General features: G+C 64.1%; 19 protein-coding genes. 15 read left to right on the top strand and 4 right to left on the bottom strand.

Translation table 11 applies throughout. The features are described 5' to 3' along the window. Positions 1-52: 52 nt before the first annotated feature. The 3 genes from P9273_RS20410 to P9273_RS20400 all read left to right on the top strand — a co-directional run bounded on the left by P9273_RS20410 (position 53) and on the right by P9273_RS20400 (position 2,866). Positions 53-1,702 (top strand): ABC transporter substrate-binding protein, encoded by a 1,650-nt coding sequence (locus P9273_RS20410; RefSeq protein ID WP_278050514.1) that lies wholly within the window; start codon positions 53-55, stop codon positions 1,700-1,702. A gap of 92 nt (positions 1,703-1,794) precedes the next feature. Then, entirely contained in the window at positions 1,795-2,268 is a 474-nt protein-coding gene (locus P9273_RS20405) for a DUF3828 domain-containing protein (protein WP_278050513.1), read from the top strand. A 4-nt stretch (positions 2,269-2,272) separates the two neighbouring features. Further along, the gene (locus P9273_RS20400) at positions 2,273-2,866 is read left to right on the top strand and encodes a hypothetical protein (protein ID WP_278050512.1); all 594 of its coding nucleotides are present in this window, start codon (positions 2,273-2,275) and stop codon (positions 2,864-2,866) included. An 11-nt stretch (positions 2,867-2,877) separates the two neighbouring features. Here the strand turns inward: P9273_RS20400 and queF are convergent, their stop codons facing one another. Next, positions 2,878-3,339, bottom strand: a complete 462-nt coding sequence (queF, locus tag P9273_RS20395; protein WP_278050511.1) for a preQ(1) synthase — start codon at positions 3,337-3,339, stop codon at positions 2,878-2,880. A gap of 218 nt (positions 3,340-3,557) precedes the next feature. On the opposite strand from queF, the gene P9273_RS20390 reads away from it, so the two are divergent. The 8 genes from P9273_RS20390 to P9273_RS20355 all read left to right on the top strand — a co-directional run bounded on the left by P9273_RS20390 (position 3,558) and on the right by P9273_RS20355 (position 12,765). Next, complete coding sequence (locus P9273_RS20390; protein WP_278050510.1) at positions 3,558-5,603, top strand: NADH:flavin oxidoreductase; 2,046 nt, start codon at positions 3,558-3,560, stop codon at positions 5,601-5,603. Positions 5,604-5,798: 195 nt separating this feature from the next. Further along, the gene (locus tag P9273_RS20385; protein WP_278050509.1) at positions 5,799-6,572 is read left to right on the top strand and encodes an SDR family NAD(P)-dependent oxidoreductase; all 774 of its coding nucleotides are present in this window, start codon (positions 5,799-5,801) and stop codon (positions 6,570-6,572) included. 100 nt (positions 6,573-6,672) lie between these two features. Continuing rightward, positions 6,673-7,995, top strand: coding sequence for a histidinol dehydrogenase (gene hisD, locus P9273_RS20380; RefSeq protein WP_278050508.1), 1,323 nt, complete (start codon positions 6,673-6,675; stop codon positions 7,993-7,995). 12 nt (positions 7,996-8,007) lie between these two features. Beyond that, positions 8,008-9,030 carry a zinc-dependent alcohol dehydrogenase gene (locus P9273_RS20375; RefSeq protein WP_278050507.1) on the top strand — a complete coding sequence of 341 codons (1,023 nt, stop codon included), beginning with the start codon at positions 8,008-8,010 and terminating at the stop codon, positions 9,028-9,030. A 33-nt stretch (positions 9,031-9,063) separates the two neighbouring features. Next, positions 9,064-9,795, top strand: a complete 732-nt coding sequence (hutC, locus tag P9273_RS20370; RefSeq protein ID WP_041000987.1) for a histidine utilization repressor — start codon at positions 9,064-9,066, stop codon at positions 9,793-9,795. A 284-nt stretch (positions 9,796-10,079) separates the two neighbouring features. Further along, entirely contained in the window at positions 10,080-11,081 is a 1,002-nt protein-coding gene (locus P9273_RS20365; RefSeq protein ID WP_041002560.1) for an ABC transporter substrate-binding protein, read from the top strand. 93 nt (positions 11,082-11,174) lie between these two features. Then, on the top strand, positions 11,175-11,969 hold the full coding sequence (locus P9273_RS20360) for an ABC transporter permease (protein ID WP_278050644.1): 795 nt from the start codon (positions 11,175-11,177) through the stop codon (positions 11,967-11,969). Between the two features lie 13 nt (positions 11,970-11,982). Continuing rightward, positions 11,983-12,765, top strand: a complete 783-nt coding sequence (locus tag P9273_RS20355) for an ABC transporter ATP-binding protein (RefSeq protein ID WP_041000985.1) — start codon at positions 11,983-11,985, stop codon at positions 12,763-12,765. A gap of 121 nt (positions 12,766-12,886) precedes the next feature. Here the strand turns inward: P9273_RS20355 and P9273_RS20350 are convergent, their stop codons facing one another. Then, a complete protein-coding gene (locus tag P9273_RS20350; RefSeq protein ID WP_278050506.1) occupies positions 12,887-13,294 on the bottom strand; it encodes a hypothetical protein in 408 nt (135 codons plus the stop codon). 146 nt (positions 13,295-13,440) lie between these two features. On the opposite strand from P9273_RS20350, the gene P9273_RS20345 reads away from it, so the two are divergent. Beyond that, a complete protein-coding gene (locus P9273_RS20345) occupies positions 13,441-13,878 on the top strand; it encodes a MarR family winged helix-turn-helix transcriptional regulator (RefSeq protein WP_278050505.1) in 438 nt (145 codons plus the stop codon). On the opposite strand, the gene P9273_RS20340 is transcribed toward P9273_RS20345, so the two are convergent. Together P9273_RS20340 and P9273_RS20335 are read right to left on the bottom strand one after the other, a co-directional pair. Next, positions 13,869-14,603, bottom strand: a complete 735-nt coding sequence (locus P9273_RS20340; RefSeq protein ID WP_278050504.1) for a polysaccharide deacetylase family protein — start codon at positions 14,601-14,603, stop codon at positions 13,869-13,871. The two genes, P9273_RS20345 and P9273_RS20340, sit on opposite strands and share 10 nt — an antisense overlap. Positions 14,604-14,675: 72 nt before the next feature. Beyond that, entirely contained in the window at positions 14,676-16,745 is a 2,070-nt protein-coding gene (locus tag P9273_RS20335) for a putative bifunctional diguanylate cyclase/phosphodiesterase (protein WP_278050503.1), read from the bottom strand. Positions 16,746-17,044: 299 nt separating this feature from the next. Here P9273_RS20335 and P9273_RS20330 point away from each other — a divergent pair, with 299 nt between their 5' ends. From P9273_RS20330 to tdh, 3 genes are read left to right on the top strand one after another with little or no spacing between them, the layout of a single operon-like run. Then, entirely contained in the window at positions 17,045-18,232 is a 1,188-nt protein-coding gene (locus P9273_RS20330) for a glycine C-acetyltransferase (protein ID WP_278050502.1), read from the top strand. A 27-nt stretch (positions 18,233-18,259) separates the two neighbouring features. Continuing rightward, a complete protein-coding gene (locus P9273_RS20325; protein ID WP_278050501.1) occupies positions 18,260-18,703 on the top strand; it encodes an SRPBCC family protein in 444 nt (147 codons plus the stop codon). 45 nt (positions 18,704-18,748) lie between these two features. Continuing rightward, positions 18,749-19,783 (top strand): L-threonine 3-dehydrogenase, encoded by a 1,035-nt coding sequence (gene tdh, locus P9273_RS20320; RefSeq protein WP_278050500.1) that lies wholly within the window; start codon positions 18,749-18,751, stop codon positions 19,781-19,783. Positions 19,784-19,840: the final 57 nt, after the last annotated feature.

Below are 19,840 nucleotides of genomic sequence, written 5' to 3'. Positions count from 1 at the left end.
CAGTTCAAGCAAACGGGCGAAAAGACCTGATCAAACCAATGGGAGAAAGAGAATGACACTGTTCAGGAGCAATAGCGACGGGGTGCCGGCCGCGATCGAAGCGATGGCCGAGGAGGCGCGCGCGGGGCGCGTCGACCGGCGCGAATTCCTGGCGCTGGCAAGCGCCTTCGGCGCATCGACAGCTTTTGCCTATGGCATGCTCGGCCTTGCCGCGCCGACCAAGGCGCTTGCCGACGAGCCCAAGAAGGGCGGGACGCTGCATGTCGCCATGTCGGTCAAGGCGCAGAAGGATCCGCGCACCTATGACTGGACCGAGATGGCGAACGTCACCCGCTGCTGGCTGGAGCCGCTGGTACGCTACACGCACCAGTTCACCTTCGAGCCGGTGCTGCTCGAAAGCTGGGACGTCAATGACGACGCCACCGAATATACGTTGCATCTGCGCAAGGGCGTCACCTGGAACAATGGCGATGCCTTCAACGCCGACGACGTGGTCGCCAACCTGAACCGCTGGTGCGAGAAGGGGGCTTCCGGCAATTCCATGGCCGCCCGTGTCGGCGCGCTGATCGACACCAAGACCGGCAAGGCCAAGGATGGCGCGATCACCAAGGTCGATGACCATACGGTCAAGCTGAAGCTCGTCGAACCCGACATCGCCATCATCCCCGGCTTCACCGACTATCCGGCGCTGGTCGTGCATCGCGACTTCGACAAGGACGGCGCCGATCCGATCAAGAAGCCGGTCGGCACCGGAGCCTTCGAGCTGGTGTCTTACGCGGTCGGGTCGAAGGCTGTCGTCAAGCGCCGCGAGAACGGCAAATGGTGGGGCGGCGAAGCGCCGCTCGACGGGGTGGAGTTCATCGATTACGGCACAGACTTCAACGCCACGCTGAATGCCTTCGATTCCGGCGAGATCGACCTCGACTTCGAAACGCCGGCCGACTTCATCGACGCTCTCGATAAGATGGATCTGGTGAAATCGGAGGTCGCGACCGCGACGACGCTCGTTGCCCGCACAAATATCACGCACAAGCCCTATGACGACAAGCGGGTCCGCAACGCGCTGCAGATGGCGGTCGACAACAACCAGGTGATGCAGCTCGGTTATAGTGGCCGCGGCACGGTCGGCGAGAACCATCACGTCGCCCCGATCCATCCCGAATACTACCCGCTGCCCAAGAAGCAGCGCGACGCCGCCGGCGCCAAGAAGCTGATGGCGGAAGCCGGCCAGGCCGACTTCGAGCATGAGCTCATCACCGTCGAGGACGAATGGCAGAAGAACACCGGCGACGCGATTGCCGGCCAGCTGCGCGAGGCCGGTATCAAGGTGAAGCGGACGGTGCTGCCCGGTTCGACCTTCTGGAACGACTGGACGAAATATCCTTATTCCATGACCATCTGGTACATGCGTCCGCTCGGCGTGCAGGTGCTGGCGCTGGGCTACCGCACCGGCGAGGCCTGGAACGAGACGGCCTATTCCAATCCGGAGTTCGACGCCAAGCTCAAGGAGGCGCTGTCGCAGATCGACGTCGCCAAGCGCAAGGAGGTGATGAAGGACGTCGAGGCGATCCTGCAGGACTCTGGTGTCATCGTCCAGCCCTTCTGGCAGAAGCTCTACTGTCACATGAACAAGAAGGTGAAGAACTATTCGATGCACCAGACCTACGAAATGGATTTCCAGAACGTCTGGCTGGATGCCTGACCGCGCCTGGCCTTCATGAGCCGCAAAAAAGGCGATATGCAGGATGCGTGGTGGCGAGCGTGCCGCCACGCACCGAACCCCGGAGAACCTGCATGAAGCCGATAGTGCTTGCCGCTGTCCTTTCGATTGCCTCGCCCGGCGCCGCGCTTGCCGGGCCTGCGTCCAACGCCGTGAAGTTCTTCTACGTGCCCGCGGTGAAGTTCGAGGCGGACGCCAAGTACCGTGATCGTTTCACCGAGCCGGTCACCAGGCTGTTCGAAGCCAATGACAAGGCGCAGAAGGAAAAGCCCGACGAGGTGTCCTGCATCGACTTCGACCCAGGCCTCGACGCCCAGGATTTCGACCAGAAGACCCTGTCGAAGACGCTGAAGCTCACCGAGGCCGTCAATGGCGACACCGCCGAGGTGACGGCAAGCTTCAATCTTTTTCCGGAAGGCGATGACTCCAAAAGGGAAATGGTGTGGTCGCTGAAGAAAGTGGACGGCAAGTGGAAGATCGCCGACATCAGCTCCAAGACCAACGACTGGAAGCTCAGCGCGCTGGAATGCGGCGCCTCGACGGAGTGATGCCGTGCTTCGCCGCCTCGTCCTCGCGCTGGCGAGCTTGTCGATGCTGGCCGCGGGGCTGAGCGGCGGCGCCTCGGCGCAGGGGCTCTTCGGCGCGCCGCCGCCAAAAGCCTCATCCGGCGACAATGCGCCGGCGGATGAGACGTCGCCGCCTGCCGCAGCACCGGCACCGCAAACTGCGCCGGCCGAACTGGCGCCTGCGACGTCTGTCCTGCCCGGATCGCCCACGGCGGTGGTCAAGCCCTTCTACGAGCATCTTGGTCTCGAGCTCGAGCCCGCCCAGCGCAAGAACTTCATCGACCCGGCAAAAACCGTTCTCGACAAGAGCGACGCGCTGCGCGCCTCGGGGCAGGGCGAGTGCCTCGATCCCAACATGGCGCTGGACAATGCCAACTATGACAAGCTCGCCATCGACAAGAGTCTGCGCACCATCGAGGCCGTCAATGGCGACGAGGCCAAGGTGGTGGTTGCCTTCGTCGTCGAGGGCCACCAGCACCGGCTGGAATGGAAGCTGAAGAAGGTCGGTGGGGCCTGGAAAGTCTCCGACCTTCTGTCGGTCACCGGCGAGTGGGCGCTGAGCCAATACCAGTGCGAATGAGGGCGCTCAGCTCAACCGCGCCCGCGGTAAGGCGCAACCCCGGTATCGGGCAGCCATACGTCCTTGGGCGGCGCGCCGGTCTGCCAGAAGACGTCGATCGGGATGCCGCCGCGCGGGAACCAGTACCCGCCGACGCGCAGCCAGAGCGGCTTGGTCGCCTCCACGATGCGGCGGCCGATCATCACCGTGCACTCCTCGTGGAAGGCGCCATGGTTGCGGAACGAGGTCATGAACAGCTTCAGCGACTTCGATTCCACCAGCGTGTTATCGGGCGCGTAATCGATGACGATGTGGGCGAAGTCGGGCTGGCCGGTGACCGGGCAGAGCGAGGTGAATTCGGGGCAGGTGAAGCGCACGGTCGCCGGCGGACCGTCGCCGCGCTGGAACGGCACGGTCTCCAGGACCGCCTGTTCGGGGCTCTGTGGCGTCTCGACGTGCTTGCCGAGCTGGGTGAGGTTCTTGGCGTCGGTCATGGGTGGCTCCTTGCTCCCGGCCGCTGGAAACGCAGTTCGACGGCGGCGGGCGCGAAAACGAAGGTTGAAACAAGCGTTGCAGTCCTCTCGGGCACAGCGCGTTTGGCCGCTCATTAGCATCGGACCGAAAAGTGCGCAGCGGTTTTCGGATGAATCCGATGCGTGAAATGGAAGCGGGAGCGTTCACCTCCCGCACAATTTGAAACGGCAGGAAGACAATGACCAGCAACGACCCGCTTCTCCAACCCTACCAGCTCAAGCATCTGACGCTGAAGAACCGGGTGATGTCGACCAGCCATGAGCCGGCCTATTCCGAGGACGGCATGCCGAAGGAGCGCTACCGGCTCTATCACGCCGAGAAGGCCAAGGGCGGCATGGCGCTCACCATGACGGCTGGCTCGGCGATCGTCTCGCGCGACAGCCCGGCCGCCTTCGGCAATCTGCATGTCTATGACGACCGCATCGTGCCCTGGCTCGCCGAACTGGCGGATTCCTGCCACGAGCATGACTGCAAGGTGATGATCCAGATCACCCATCTTGGGCGCCGCACCGGATGGAACAAGGCGGATTGGCTGCCGGTGCTGTCGGCCTCGCCGGTGCGCGAGCCGGCGCATCGCGCCTTTCCGAAGACCATCGAGGACTGGGACATCGAGCGCATCGTCGCCGACTATGCCGCGGCCGCGCAGCGCTGCCAGGCGGCCGGCCTCGACGGCATCGAATTCGAATCCTACGGCCATCTGATGGACGGCTTCTGGTCGCCTTTGACCAACCATCGCGACGACGAGTTCGGCGGCTCGCTCGACAATAGGCTGCGCTTCACCGATATGGTGCTCGACGCCGTGCGCGCCGCCGTCGGCGATAAATTCATCGTCGGCATCCGCATGGTCGCCGACGAGGACTTTGAAAATGGCATCTCGAAGGAAGTGGGCGTCGAGATCGCCAGGCGCCTGGCCTCATCCGGCAAGGTCGACTTTCTCAACATCATCCGCGGCACGATCGAAACCGACGCATCGCTGACCAAGGTCATCCCGGTGACGGGCATGCGCTCATCGCCGCATCTCGATTTCGCCGGCGAGGTGAGGGCGGCGACGAAATTCCCGACCTTCCATGCGGCCCGCATTTCCGACGTCGCCACCGCGCGCCACGCTATCGCCAGCGGCAAGCTGGACATGGTCGGCATGACGCGCGCCCACATCGCCGACCCGCATATCATCAAGAAAGTGATGGAAGGCCGCGAGCATGAGATCCGCCCTTGCGTCGGCGCCACCTATTGCCTCGACCGCATCTATGAAGGCGGCGAGGCGCTGTGCGTCCACAATGCCGCGACCGGCCGCGAGGCGACCATTCCGCACATCATCGCGAGGAGCGAAGGACCGAAGAAGAAGGTCGTGGTGGTGGGGGCGGGCGCCGGCGGCCTGGAAGCCGCGCGTGTCGCCGCCGAGCGCGGCCACCAGGTGACGGTGCTCGAAGCCTCCAGCCAGGCAGGCGGCCAAGTGCGCTTGGCGACCCAGAACCCGCGCCGCAAGGAGCTGATCGGCATCATCGACTGGCGGTTGGCCGAGCTCGACCGCCTCGGTGTCGAGATCCGCTACGACACCTGGGCCGAGAAGGACGATGTGCTGGCGCTGTCGCCGGACGTGGTCATCGTGGCGACGGGCGGCGTGCCGCAGAACCCGCCGCTGACGGCCGGCGACAATCTCGTTACGTCGAGCTGGGACATCATGGCCGGCAGCGTCAAGCCGGCCGAGAATGTCCTGTTCTACGACGATAATGGCGGCCATCAGGGCATGGGCGCGGCCGAACTCATCGCCAACAGCGGCTCGAAGCTGGAACTGGTCTCGCCGGAGCGCTTCTTCGCGCCGGAAATGGGCGGCATGAACCACGTGCCCTATATGCGCGCCTTCCACGAGAAAAGCGTCACCGTCACCATCAACACAAGGCTGCGCTCCGTGCGGCGCGAGGGCAACCAGCTCGTAGCCGAACTCGGCTCGGACTTCGCCGACGGCTGGCGCGGCGAGCGGCGCGTCGACCAGGTGGTGGTCGAGCATGGCACCGCGCCGCTCGACGATCTCTATCTGTCGCTCAAGCCACTGTCGAAGAATCGCGGCGCGGTCGATTACGAGCGCCTTGTGAGCGGCGGCGAGATTTTTCCGCCGCGCAATCCCCAAGGTGGCTTCGTGCTGTTTCGCATCGGCGACGCGGTCGCCTCGCGCAACATCCACGCCGCCATCTATGACGGCATCCGGTTCGGGATCAGGATCTGACTGACAAGCCGCAGCTCAAATCGAGGCGGCAGGAAAAGCGCCGTACGGGGTTGCGGTATCGGTTGCGGGTACCCGTGCCCTCCGCGGTCGGCTGTTCACTGCGGCGCCAAAAGCATTTGTATATGCTTGTATGTATAACCAAGGATCGGTTAGTCTGCAAGCGAGGGCAGGCCCGCAAGGCCAAGGAGGATCGACATGCGCAATGCTTCCCTCTTCGACCTGTCGGGCAGGAGGGCGCTCGTCACCGGCGCCAGCCGCGGCATCGGGCGCGGCATCGCCGAGGCGCTGAGCGCGGCCGGCGCCGCTGTCGCCGTCACGGCGCGCAGCCTTGCTTCGCTGCAGGAGACGACGGCGGCGATCAGGGCCGCGGGCGGGGTTGCGCATGCCATTGCCCTGGACGTTACCGACGTCGCCCGCTGCCGCGCCGCGACCGCTGAGGCCGCCAACCTGCTTGGCGGTCTCGATATCCTGGTCAACAATGCCGGCATGGAAGAGGTCAGGCCTTCGCTCGATGTCGATGAAGCGCTCTGGGACCGCATCGTCGACACCAACCTCAAGGGCGCCTTCTTCTGCGCCCAGGCCGCCGCCCGCCACATGCGCGGTGCCGGACGGCCCGGCGCCATCATCAACCTGTGCTCGCTGACCTCCGAAGTCGGCATCCCCACGGCTGTGCCCTACGGCTCGTCGAAGTCGGGCCTGCTCGGCATGACGCGGGCGCTGGCGGCGGAATGGGCGGGTCTCGGGATCAGGGTGAACGCCATTGCACCCGGGTATTTCAGGACGGCGATGACGGAAGTGTTCTACGCCGACGAGGCGTGGCAGCAATCGATGCTGGCCAAAATACCGCAGCATCGTTTCGGCGATCTTTCGGATCTGCACGGGATCGCGGTGTTCCTGGCCTCGGACGCCTCGGCCTACATCACAGGTCAGTCGTTTCCGGTGGACGGGGGTTTTCTTGCCTCGATCTGAAGCCGCTTGCGGTGGCCACCTTGGCGGCAGGGCGCAGGAAAATACTGGCGACCATTATACATACATGTATATACTTTTGCCGCGTTTCTGAGGAGCAGCCATGTCCGAGATCAGCTTCCACGACCTCTCTTCCGCCAGCGCCGAACGGCGGGCGAGCCTGCTGAAGCGCGCCGAGGCCGACCTCTCGGCCTTCGCCGAGAAGGTCCGCCCGATCCTCGAGGCGGTCAGGACGGAAGGCGACGCGGCCTTGCTCCGCTTCGTCAGGGATCTGGACAAGGCCGATGTGGCCGCGGGCAGTCTGAAGGTTTCGGAAGCGGAGTTCGACGCCGCCTTCGGCAAGGTCGACAAGGATGTCATCGACAGCATCCGGTTTGGCATCGCAAACATCAGGCATTTCCATGAGGAGCAGCGTCCCGAGACGATGTGGCTCAAGGAGGTCCGTCCCGGTGCCTATGCCGGCGACCGCTACACGCCGATCGCCTCGGTCGCGCTCTACGTTCCGCGCGGCAAGGGCGCCTTTCCGTCGGTGACGATGATGACCTCCGTTCCGGCCGTCATCGCCGGCGTGCCGCGGATCGCCATCGTGACGCCGCCGACCGCGGACGGTTCCGTCGATGCCGCGACCCTGGTCGCCGCACGGCTCGCCGGGGTCGAGACGGTCTACAAATGCGGCGGCGCGCATGCGGTCGCGGCTGTCGCCTATGGCACCGAGACGGTGAAGCCCGCGCTCAAGATCGTCGGGCCTGGCAGCCCCTGGGTGGTTGCGGCAAAAAGCCTGCTCTCCTCGATCATCGACACCGGTCTTCCGGCCGGGCCGTCGGAAGCGATCATCTTCGCCGACGACAGCGTCGACGGCGGCCTCGCCGCGCTCGATCTTCTGATCGAGGCCGAGCACGGACCGGATTCCTCCGCCTATCTCGTGACGCACAGCCGCAAGGTCGCCGACGCTGCCTTGGCAGCACTTCCCGAGCACTGGTCCCGCATGAGCGAGCAGCGGGTCGAGTTTTCGCGCGCAGTGCTGAGCGGCAGGCGCGGCGGCATCGTGCTGACCGCTTCGCTGGAGGACAGCTACCGCTTCATCAACGACTATGCGCCCGAGCATCTCGAGATCCTGTCCAAGGAGCCGTTCGCGCATCTCGGCCACATCACCGAGGCCGCCGAGATCCTCATGGGGCCGCACACGCCGGTGACGCTCGCCAATTTCGTCCTCGGGCCGAACGCGGTGCTGCCGACCAGCCGCTGGGCGCGCACCTACGGGCCGCTTTCGGTGACGGATTTCCTCAAGCGCTCGTCGGTCGGCTATGTGACCTCGACCGCCTATCCGGAGCTTGCCGGCCATGCCCGCAGGCTCGCCCGCTATGAGGGCTTCAGCTCGCATGAGAACGCGGTCTCGGAAATCCGCGACCGCTATCTCGGCGCCTGACGGACCGGCATGATGAAGGCCGCCAGACTCCACGGCCCCGGCGACCTGCGCGTCGAAGATATCGCCGCGCCAGGGGCTCCCGACGTCGGCTGGGTGAAACTCAATGTCGATGCCGCAGGCATCTGCGGTTCTGACCTCCACAATTTCCGCACCGGACAGTGGATAAGCCGCGTGCCGTCGACGGCCGGCCACGAGCTGACCGGCACGGTGGTCGCGGTCGGCGCGGGGGTCGACACGGTCGCCGTGGGCGATCGGGTCGTCGCCGATTCCCGTTTCTGGTGCGGAGAGTGCGTGCAGTGCCGCGCCGGCAGGCGGCATCTGTGCGCCGCGCTGGGCTTCGTCGGCGAAGTCTGCGACGGCGGCTTTGCCGAAGAGGCGCTCCTGCCTGCGCGTCTGCTGCATGTCATCGACGCCGCGCTCGACGAAAGGGTGGCGGCGATGGCCGAGCCGCTCGCCGTGGCGCTCCATGCCGTGCGGCGCCTGCCGAAGACGGCGGGTTGCGTGCTTGTCGTTGGCTGCGGCACCATCGGCGGCCTGGCGGCGCTGCTCTTGTCGCGGACGTTCCCGGGCAGGGTGCTGATCGCCGACCGCAACAAGGCCCGCTGCGAGCGCGTCGCCCGGGTGACCGGCGCCACCATCGTCGATCTCGACCGCGGCGCCGTCGCCGCCGCGACTGCCGATGCGCCTTTGCTTGCGGCCGTCGAGGCCACCGGCAGTATCGCCGCGCTCGACCAGTTGCTGGGTGTTCTGGGCTCCGGCGCCACTATCGCGCTGGTCGGCATTTTCCACGGCCGCCTCGACATCGACCCCAACGTGCTGGTCGAACGCGAGATCGGGCTCCTGGGATGCCACGCCTTTGCCGACGAACTGCCCGACGCCATCCGCATGCTGGCGGAGCTGTCCGGGCCGCTGATCAGCCTAATCGATCGCGAGATCGGCCTGGACGATATTCCCGCCGCTTATGAGCGTCTTTTGGCGGGGCAGGGCGACGGCTTGAAAACCATTATCCGGATGCGGCGGCCTGCCGGCGCGTGATTGCCGACAGCTTGCCGGAAAGGACTTTCGAAAATGAGTGCTTTGCCCGATACGGCCAGCCCCCTCTACGAGAAGGTCAAGGACTATATCCTGACCAACATCGGAACCGGCAAGTGGAGCAAGGACCGCAAGCTGCCGTCCGAAAATGAATTCGTCGCGGCGCTCGGCGTGTCGCGGATGACCGTTCACCGCGCCTTGCGGGAGTTGACCTCGGCCGGCTTCCTCATCCGGCTGCAGGGCGTGGGGACATTCATCGCGCCGCCCCGGCCGCAATCGACGCTGATCGAGATCAACAACATCGCGGCCGAGATCGTCGCGCGCGGCAACAGGCATCGCTCCGAGGTTCTCGTCCTCGAAAGGATCATGCCGACCAAGGAGCTCTCGCTGTCCTTCGAATTCGCCAAGCGCGCGGCGATCTATCATTCGGTTGTCGTCAACTTCGAGAACGACCTGCCCGTGCAGCTGGAAGAGCGCTTCGTCAATCCGAGCCTGATACCGGACTACGACAAGCAGGATTTCTCGAAGACGGCTACCTACGATTACCTGATGCAGAAGACGCCGGTGACCGAGGTCGAGCATATCATTTCCGCTGTCCCGGCCGATGCCGAGACGGCGCGGCGCCTCGCCATCGACATCGGCAGTTGCTGTCTTCTCCTGCATCGCCGGACCTGGACCGGCGCGGTCGTCGCCACCATCAGCAAGCTCACCTATGTCGGCAGCCGCTACTCGCTCGGCAGCCGCTATTCTCCGTCGCGCAAGACCTGAGACGGGTGGGGCTGTTCATGCCTCCGGCGCCGGTCATGAAGGGCAGGGATCGGGTTGCCAAAATGCTGCCAAGAGCGCGGAAATCCTCCTCTCCAGCTTGTATATGCATGTATGTATTTTAGCCTTGACATCCATTGCCGCCGACGTTGAATATTGTTTCACTTCCGTCGACGTGGCAGGTAGGACGCCGAGGCATAGTGCCGGAAGAAGCAGAAGCCGCATTCTCACCGGACAGGAAGTTTGGTTCAAAAAAGCGGTCTGAATCATCAAGGGGAACAAAGATGATGCGTAACCTCACAGGACAATTCCGTGCGCTCGTGGTGGCGGCCACCGTCGGCTTCGCCCCGCTGGCCCACGCCGCCGATACTGCCATTCCCGCGACGCCCGAGGCTGGATCGTTCAAGATCGGCATCGAGCCGTGGCTGGGCTACGGCCAGTGGCATGTCGCCGAAGCCAAGGGCCTGTTCAAGGCGAGCGGTCTGTCGGACGTCCAGATCGTCAACTTCACCGAGGACAAGGACATCAACGCCGCCCTGGCGAGCGGCCAGCTCGACGCGGCGAACATCGCTACCCACACCGCCATGGGCATGGTCGCGGCCGGCCTGCCGGTCAAGATCGTGTTGCTGCTTGACGTCTCGATGACCGCCGACGCAATGATCGCCGGCAAGGACGTCAACTCGATCGCCGATCTCAAGGGCAAGCAGGTCGCCTTCGAGGAAGGCACGACCAGCGACATCCTGCTGAAATACGCTCTGGCCAAGAACGGCATGTCGATCGCCGACGTCCAGCCGGTGCCCATGCCGGCGGCGGATGCCGGCAGCGCGCTGATCGCCGGCCGCGTCCCGGTCGCGGTCACCTATGAGCCTTATCTCACCACTGCCAGGGCGCAGAACAAGGACGTCAAGCTTCTCTTCACCGCCGGCGAGGATCCCGGCCTGATCAGCGATGTGCTGGTGGTGCGCGACGAGGTCATCAAGTCGCGGCCCGGCCAGGTGCTTGCCATGATCAAGGCCTGGGACGCCGCGCTCAAGGACTACAATGCCGACACGCCCGGCGGCCGCGCCATCATCTCCAAGGCGGTGGGCTCGAGCGTCGAGGACCTGAACACCGCCTTCGACGGCGTGCGCTACTATTCGCTTGCCGAGAACAAGGGCGCGCTGACGGGCGATTTTTCCACCAAGACATTCGCCGACGTCGAGGCCGCCGCCAAGAATGCCGGGCTTCTCCAGTCCGACGTGACGCCGGAGCAGATGATCGATCCGGCCTTCGTCAAGGCCGCGCAGTAGGCCCGGGTCGTGGCGGCCGCCGAGATGTCCGACGAGCCTGCCGGCAAAGCGAGCCAGCCTGGCGCGGCGACGGGACCTGCCGCCAGGCAGGCGATGCGCCGCCGCCAATCCTCCGGGATCGGAGCGCCGATCGCGCGCTCCCGTTTCCTGATCATCGCCGTGGCCGTCTTTGCCGGTCTCGGCCTCGCCTGGTGGGCGGCGACGGGGCTCGACTTGGTCAAGCCGATCTTCCTGCCGTCGCCCGCCAGCGTGGCAACGCAGCTCGGCAAGCTCTGGGCTGACGGCACGCTGCTGACCGATCTCAAGGCCTCGATCTACCGTATTTCGGTCGGCTTCCTGATCGCCTCGGCGCTGGCTATCCCGATCGGCGTGCTGATCGGCAGCTTCAGGGCCTGGGAAGCTGCCATCGAGCCGCTTGTGGACTTCATCCGCTACATGCCCGTCGTGGCATTCGTGCCCCTCTCCATCCTGTGGGCGGGGACGAGCGACATCCAGAAATTTCTAATCATCTTCATCGGCACCTTCTTCCAGCAGGTGCTGATGATCATGGACAACGTCAAGCGCGTGCCGGGCGACTTCGTCGGTCTCGGCAGGACGCTCGGCCTGCCGGATCGCAAGATCCTGACGCGCATCGTGGTGCCCAGCGCCTTGCCGGGCATCTGGGACACACTGCGCATCAGCCTAGGCTGGGCCTGGACCTGGCTCGTGCTGGCCGAACTCGTCGCGGCGACGTCCGGGCTCGGCTATCGCATCACCGTCTCGCAGCGCTATTTCCAGACCAACACCATCATCGGCTACATCCTTCTGCTCGGCATTCTTGGCCTGATCACCGATCAGGTCATGAAGGCGCTGGGCAAGGTGCTGTTCCGCCAGGACAGCCGTTCATGACGAGGCAAGGCCGATGAACTCCCCCAAGCTGCGGATCAAAGGTCTCCACAAGAGCTTCGGCACCGGCGCGCGGCGCACCGAAGTGCTGCGCGACATCAATCTCGACCTCGCCGACAATGAGTTCGTTTCGCTGGTCGGCACGTCGGGCTGCGGCAAGAGCACGCTGCTGTCGATCGTCGCCGGACTGCAGGATTTCGACTCCGGCGATCTCGACATCGATGGGTCGCCGATCCTGAAGCCGGGTCTCGATCGCGGCGTCGTTTTCCAGTCTTATACGCTGCTGCCCTGGCTGACGGCGCAGCAGAACATCGAGTTCGCCCTCAAGGCCGCCGGCCATGACCGTGCCACCTGCCGCAGGATCGCGCTTGAGCATCTCGACCTGGTCAAGCTCCCGCACTCGGCCAATCTCTATCCATCCGAACTTTCGGGCGGCATGAAGCAGCGCGTCGCCATTGCGCGCGCGCTTTCCTACCGCCCCAAGATGCTGCTGATGGACGAGCCCTTCGGTGCGCTCGATGCCCTGACCAGGCATCAGATGCAGGAGCTGCTCACCCAGATCTGGGAGGAGCACAGGCTAACCGTGCTCTTCGTCACCCACGATGTCGAAGAGGCCGTCTATCTGTCGGACCGCATTGTCGTGATGGGCATCGGCCCGGGGCGCATCATGCGAACTTTCGACGTCGACATCGAGCGCCCGCGCCGCGAAGAGGTCATGGAGAGCGCCACTTTCATGGACCTGCAGCGCAATGTTCACAAGGCGATTCGCGAGGCATCCAGGCGCCCCGAAATGGCTTAGAGGGTGCTTTGATCGCTCGGTCCGCAGGTTGGTGACGCGCAACGGACCTTTGCAAGGAGAGCCACCTGCCGCTTCGGTCCGTTGCGCGCCGCGCCCGGTCGGTTTCGCCGGCCGTGCGATGTCAGAACAGCTTGGCGGTCGCCATGCAAAACACGGTGATGACCAGCAGCCCGCCCGCGATGCGTTCGCCCCTGTTCATTTTCGCCCGCAGCTCAGTCTGCGTCGCTTGATCGGCGCCGGCCAACTGTCTGCTGGAGGAGGCGACAAGGGCGCCCTGTACGCCAGCGGCGATCAGCGCCGTCAAAATGCCCAGCGCCAGCACCTTCTCCATCGGGCCGAACGCGCCCTCATGGAAGAAATACCACAGCAGTATGCCGGTCAGGAAAACGACGCCGGAGGCGCCGAGCTGCGGCCGGATGAAGCGCTCCGCCTTGATCTCCGGATCGCGGGCAACCGCAATGGTCGTGCCGGCCCAGAACACGCCGGCCATCACATGCAGGCCGATAACGATGATATAGACATACTGCATGACCGAATTCCTCTCATTCGTCCGCCGCCTGCGCGCCGCAACAATGATGCTGCGTCATCGTTAAGACAAAGTTAGATATCTAACGATTAGATGTCAATGCGTTCAGCCGAATTCCACGATGCCATTGCTTGCTCTACTGTCAGGTCATGACACCGTTTGACCGCCCACCCGTCGGCATGAATCTCGCCCGCACCTCGAAAGTGGTGGCGCAGGCTTTCGATGCCGCCATGGCCGAGGCCGGCGGCACGCTGCCGGTCTGGCTGACCTTGCTTTCGGTCAAGTCGAAGGAACTCGCAAAACAGCGCGAGCTAGCCGGCATGATCGGCATCCAGGGCGCGACGCTCACCCACCACCTCAATGCCATGGAAGCGCAAGGGTTGCTGACACGCCGCCGCGATCCGGAAAACCGCAGGGTCCATCAGGTGGCGCTGACCGAGGCCGGCGAGGTATTGTTCGAGAAATTGCGCCTTGCGGCGGTCGCCTTCGACAAGCGGCTCCGGGCCGGTCTGCCGGATGAACGGCTCGCGGAATTCGCCGAGGTGTTGGCGGCGCTTAGGCGCAACGCCGAATCGTCTCAGTCATAACCCGCTATCGCCCCGAAAGCGTAATGGCGCAGCCTGAGAGCCGCGATCAACGCCGTCAGTTTCGCCTTGCCGTCGAACGCGTCCTGGAACATTTCGTCATGCATGAGCAGGATCAGCTTGTTCGGCCTGGCGAAGTGACCGTAGGCGAACAGATGGTCGATCTCGCTGACCAGATGGTCGACGCTCTGCACCGGCTTGCCGCTGTCCTCATGCACCCATTCGTGGTCCCAGCCATAGAGCCAGAAGCCGGACGCCGCGACGAATTCGTAATCCGGATCCTCGCGCCCGGCCTCAGCCAGCCCGAGCGAATTGTCGTCCTTCGAGTAATTGGGCAGCCGGAACACATCGCGTCCCGGCAGCCGCGCATACACGGCCGGCGTCAGGCCGAGCACGGCATTGGCCCTCAGCATGTCGGCGACCACGCCTTCGGTATCGCCGTAGAAATGCCGGTAGTGATTGTAGGCATGGCTGTAGCTGTGATTGCCGATCGTCACCAGCGGCATCGATTTTGCCCGTTGCAGCAGCGCCCGGTTGGTGGCGTTCGCGTCGGCATGCATGCCGACCATGAACAGCGTCGCCGGCACCTGCTCGGCCTGCAGCACGTCGAGGATATTGCTGGTGCCGTTCAGCGGACCGTCGTCGAAGGTCAAATATATGGTGCGATCTGCCGCCAGGGCCGGCGATGCGACAAGCAGCAGGAATGGCAGGAGATAACGAAGCGGCATCCGCAAAACCCGGTTGCGATCACGACAGGCCGCCATGCCCGCCCAGTTGCGTCAAGCTTGTCGACGTACCTGCTAGGCCAAGCTGCCCTGCAGCACTTTCAACTTCGTTTTCTTCGGGCTGCGCGCCGTCAGCCATTCGCGCGCCTTGTCCTGCGGCATCGGGAAGGCGATCGAATAGCCCTGCACCTGGTCGCAGCCGATCGCCATCAGAGAATCGAGCTCGGCCTCGGTTTCGGCGCCTTCGGCGACGATCGAGATGCCGAGGCCGCGGGCAAGCTCGGTGATGGCGCGCACGATCTTGGTGTTGTCGCCGTTCTCGTTGATGTTCTGGACGAAGCGCCGGTCGATCTTCAGCCGGTCGATCTCGTTCGGGTTGACGTGGCTCAGCGAGGCATAGCCGGTGCCGAAATCGTCGAGCTCGAGATGCACGCCCGCGGCGCGGATGTGGCGAAGCTTTGCGGCGATCCCGGTCTTCTCGTCGTCGAGGATGACGGATTCGACGATCTCCAACGCCAGCCTCTGCGGCGGCAGTCCCGCGCGCTCGAGCGTACCGAACAGGAAAGTGTCGAAATCGGGCTCGCGCAGTTCCGTGCCCGAGACATTGACGGCGATCCGCCCGAAATCGATGCCGGCGCGGTCCCATTCGGCGGCCTCGTTGATCGCCTTGCTGATGACGATGCGGCCGATATCCGGCATGAAGCCGCATTTCTCGGCGACCGGAATGAATTCGCCGGGCGAGATCATGCCGCGCGTGGCGTGCTTCCAGCGCACCAATGCCTCGATGCCGCTGATCTTGCCGCTGGTCAGCGACACTTGCGGCTGGAAATAGACCTCGAAGCTCCGGTCGGCGATCGCCGTGCGGATATCCTGTTCGAGCTGCTTGCGGTAGTCGAGTTCGCGCCGCAGCTCCTCGGAGAAGAAGGAGAAGTTGCCACCGCCCAGCTTCTTGGCGGAATAGAGCGCGAGGTCGGCATGGACGAGCAGATCCTGCGCGTTGTCGGCGTCAACCGGATAGACCGCGATGCCGGCGCTGGCGCCGGGCATGATGGTCGTGCCCTGGAAGGTGATCGGCTCGTTGATCTCGCCGAGGATGCGCTTGGCGAGCGCATGGATGTCCTCGGTGGTGCCGGCGCCATTGAGGATCATCACGAACTCGTCGCCGCCGAGCCGCGCGCAGAGGTCCGACGCCCGGCAGGAGTCGCGCATGCGTTGCGCCGTCACCACCAGCACATAGTCACCGGCGGCGTGGCCAAGCGTGTCGTTGATCTGCTTGAAACGATCGAGATCGAACTGGATCACCGCCAGCCGCTCGCGGCGGCGGTGCGCTCCTTTGATCAGCGTGTCGAAATGGTCGGTGAGAAAGGTGCGGTTGTGCAGGCCCGTCAGGCCGTCATGCACGGCGATGAAAGCCATCGAGTTGCGCGCGTCGACCAGCTCGCGCGTCTTGCGCAGAATGGCTTTGGACATCGGCCGGAAGATGAACAGCGCCACCAGCACGATGACGCCAAGGGTGGCGAAGAACAGCGTGCGGTGCAGCTCGAGGATGCTGCTCGACTTTTCGTTGGCGAAGGCGTGGATGCGCTGGCCGAGCGCGGCATAGCCGGACATGGTGGCGTTGGCGACGGAAGCGTCGAGGCCGACGCGGTCACCGTCGCCCTTGTACCCGTCGCTTTGCATGCCGAGCTGCGACTCGAAGGACGAGACCAGCCTGTCGCCATTGGCGACGAGGCCGACCGAGAAATAGTCGAGGTGGAACGGCTTGTTGAACAGCACATATTCGATCGACTTCGGATCGTTGCGCGCCGGCGAGAGCGGATCGGCGCCGGTCTCCTTGAGCAGCCGGTCGTAATTGGTCTCGAACTCGCCCGTCGCCTGCTTGAGCGCGGTGACCAGCGCCGGCTGCTTGTCGCGCGAGGCAGCACCCGTGGCGCTGGCCAGGAAGACGATGCGCTGCGACAGCGCCTTCTGCGTCGAGACGATGTCGAGCAGCGCATCATTACGCTGCTGCTGAGCCATCAACTGCTGCAGAAGAATGAAGGAAGCCACCACCATGGCGGCAATGATCGTCAGCGCCAGCCAGTAGCCGGTCTTGATGAGCAGGATCAGCTTGCGCGAAACGCTCTGCACTGGCTGCTGCGACATAACTTGCTGACCCCTCCGGTCGACGGATTCCTGCCCTGGATTCGTGGCGGGAAAACGCTTGCCCAGAAAGGGTTAACAGGTCGGCAAGGGAGGCTGGCGGCGATCGCGGCGGCGCGGCAAAGCTGGTAAGATGGTTATCACGTCCTTTCCCGCACACCTCTTTTTGATCGCATTACCGTCGCACCGTCGCAAAGGATTGCGATCGAGCTTTCGCGACGCCACCGAAGCGGTCGCTTTTGCGATGGATTTTTTGCAGCCATAGCGCGACAGTCCGGCCTCGAACCGAACAGGGCCGCATCATGAGCAAAGCATTCCTTTCCCACATCGACAGCGAGCTCCAGGGCCTGAAATCGGCCGGGCTCTACAAGTCCGAGCGCGTCATTTCCTCCATGCAGTCCGCCGAGATCGAGGTCGCTGGCCAGAAGGTGCTGAATTTCTGCGCCAACAACTATCTCGGCCTCGCTGACAGCCCGGATCTGCGCGATGCGGCAAAACATGCCCTCGACCGCTACGGCTACGGCATGGCTTCGGTGCGCTTCATCTGCGGCACGCAGGAGGAGCACAAGGGACTCGAGGCGACGATCTCGTCGTTCCTCGGCATGGAAGACACCATCCTTTATTCTTCCTGCTTCGACGCCAATGGCGGCCTATTCGAAACGCTGCTCGGCGAGGAGGACGCAATCATCTCCGACGCACTGAACCATGCTTCGATCATCGACGGTGTGCGGCTCTCCAAGGCCAAGCGCTTCCGCTACGCCAACAACGACATGGCCGATCTCGAGGCGCGGCTGAAGGAGGCGAAGGACTGCCGCTTCCGGCTGATCGCCACCGACGGCGTGTTTTCGATGGACGGCATCATCGCCAATCTCCAGGGCGTCTGCGATCTTGCCGAAAAATATGACGCCATGGTCATGGTCGACGACAGCCATGCGGTCGGCTTCGTCGGCAAGAACGGCCGCGGCTCGGCCGAGCATTGCGGCGTCGAGGGCAGGGTGGACATCATCACCGGTACGCTGGGCAAGGCCCTGGGCGGCGCCTCGGGCGGCTACACGTCGGGCAAGAGAGAGGTCGTCGACTGGCTGCGCCAGCGCTCGCGGCCCTATCTCTTCTCCAACACGCTGATGCCGGCGATAGCCGGCGCCTCGCTCAAGGTGTTCGAACTGATCCGCAATGGCGGCGCGCTGCGCCAGCGCCTATATGCCAATGCGGACCGGTTCCGCTCCGAGATGGGCAAGCTGGGCTTCACGCTCGCCGGCGCCGATCATCCGATCATCCCGGTGATGCTGGGCGACGCGGCTTTGGCGCAGGAGATGGCGCAGCGCATGCTGAAGCGCGGCATCTACGTCATCGGCTTCTCCTTCCCGGTGGTGCCGAAGGGCCAGGCCCGCATCCGCACGCAGATGTCGGCCGCCCATTCCAGCGCCGATATCGATCGCGCCGTCGCGGCGTTCGGTGCGGTGGGAAGGGAACTGGGTGTAATCGCTTGACGCTACCGCGGGAAATCGAAGCGAGCCATGGCGATCGATGTGACGAGCAGTATCGAGATATCCAGGCCGCGCGCAGACGTCGCCGCCTTCTCGGCCGATCCGGACAATGTTCCGCGCTGGTACGTCAACATCATATCGGTGGAGTGGAAGACGCCGCGGCCGTCAAGGGTAGGCTCGAGAATTGCCTTCGTGGCTCAGTTCCTCGGGCGGCGGCTTGTCTACACCTACGAAATTGTCGAATTCGTGCAGGGCGAACGGCTTGTAATGCGAACCGCCGAAGGGCCTTTTCCGATGGAGACGAGTTACACATGGCGGGATGCTGGCGAAGGCCGTACGCATATGGCGCTCAGAAACCGCGGTGCGCCAACCGGCTTTTCACGTCTGGTCGCGCCATTCATGGCCTGGGCCGTCCGCCGTTCGACCGATCGAGATTTGCTGCGATTGAAGAAAATCCTGGAGGTGGCCGCCTGATGCAGCCGATCCATCAAGACAGGCAAGATTTTTGAGGAGCGTCTGATGTCCAACATGATGAAGGCGCTGGTGAAGGCCAAGGCCGAGCCCGGCATCTGGATGGAAGAAGTGCCGATCCCGGAGATCGGCCCCAACGACGTGCTGATCAAGGTCAGGAAGACCGCGATTTGCGGCACCGACGTCCACATCTACAATTGGGACCAGTGGGCGCAGAAGACCGTGCCGGTGCCGATGGTGACCGGCCACGAATTCGTCGGCACGGTCGCCGATTACGGCGCGGCCGTCACCGAATACAAGGTGGGCCAGCGCGTCTCGGGCGAGGGCCATATCGTCTGCGGCCACTGCCGCAACTGCCGCGCGGGGCGAGGGCACCTCTGCCGCAACACGCTGGGCGTTGGCGTCAACCGTCCGGGCGCCTTCGGCGAATACGTGGCGATCCCGCAGCACAATGTCGTGCCGATCCCCGACGACGTGCCGGACGAGATCGCCGCCATCTTCGATCCACTGGGCAATGCCGTGCACACGGCACTGTCCTTCGATCTGGTCGGCGAGGACGTGCTGGTCACCGGCGCCGGACCGATCGGCATCATGGGCGCGCTCGTGGCGCAATGCGTCGGCGCGCGAAAGGTCGTCATCACCGACATCAACCCGGTGCGGCTGGAGCTTGCGAGGAAGCTCGGCGTCCAGCACGTCGTCGACGCGTCCAAGGAAAAGCTGCGCGATGTCATGCCGAAGCTCGGCATGACCGAAGGCTTTGACGTCGGGCTTGAAATGTCGGGCGCCGCGCCCGCCTTCCGCGACATGATCGACACCATGAACAATGGCGGCAAGATCGCCGTCCTCGGCATCGCGCCCACCGGCTTCGAGATCGACTGGAACAAGGTCATCTTCAAGATGCTGCATCTGAAAGGCATCTACGGCCGCGAGATGTTCGAGACCTGGTACAAGATGATCGCGCTGGTGCAGGGACCGCTGGATGTGTCGGGGCTCATTACGCATCGGATCGGCATCGACGACTTCCAGGCGGGTTTCGATGCGATGAGGAGTGGAAGTTCTGGGAAGGTGGTGATGGATTGGTAGGGTTTGATTGAAGCAGCATCCTGGCAACGCTGGCGGGACAGCAACCCCTCTGGCCTG

Source organism: Mesorhizobium sp. WSM4935, assembly GCF_029625735.1.
GTDB lineage: Bacteria > Pseudomonadota > Alphaproteobacteria > Rhizobiales > Rhizobiaceae > Mesorhizobium.
Note: the sequence above shows the minus strand (reverse complement) of the source record. Positions and strands in the feature narration are given on the sequence as shown.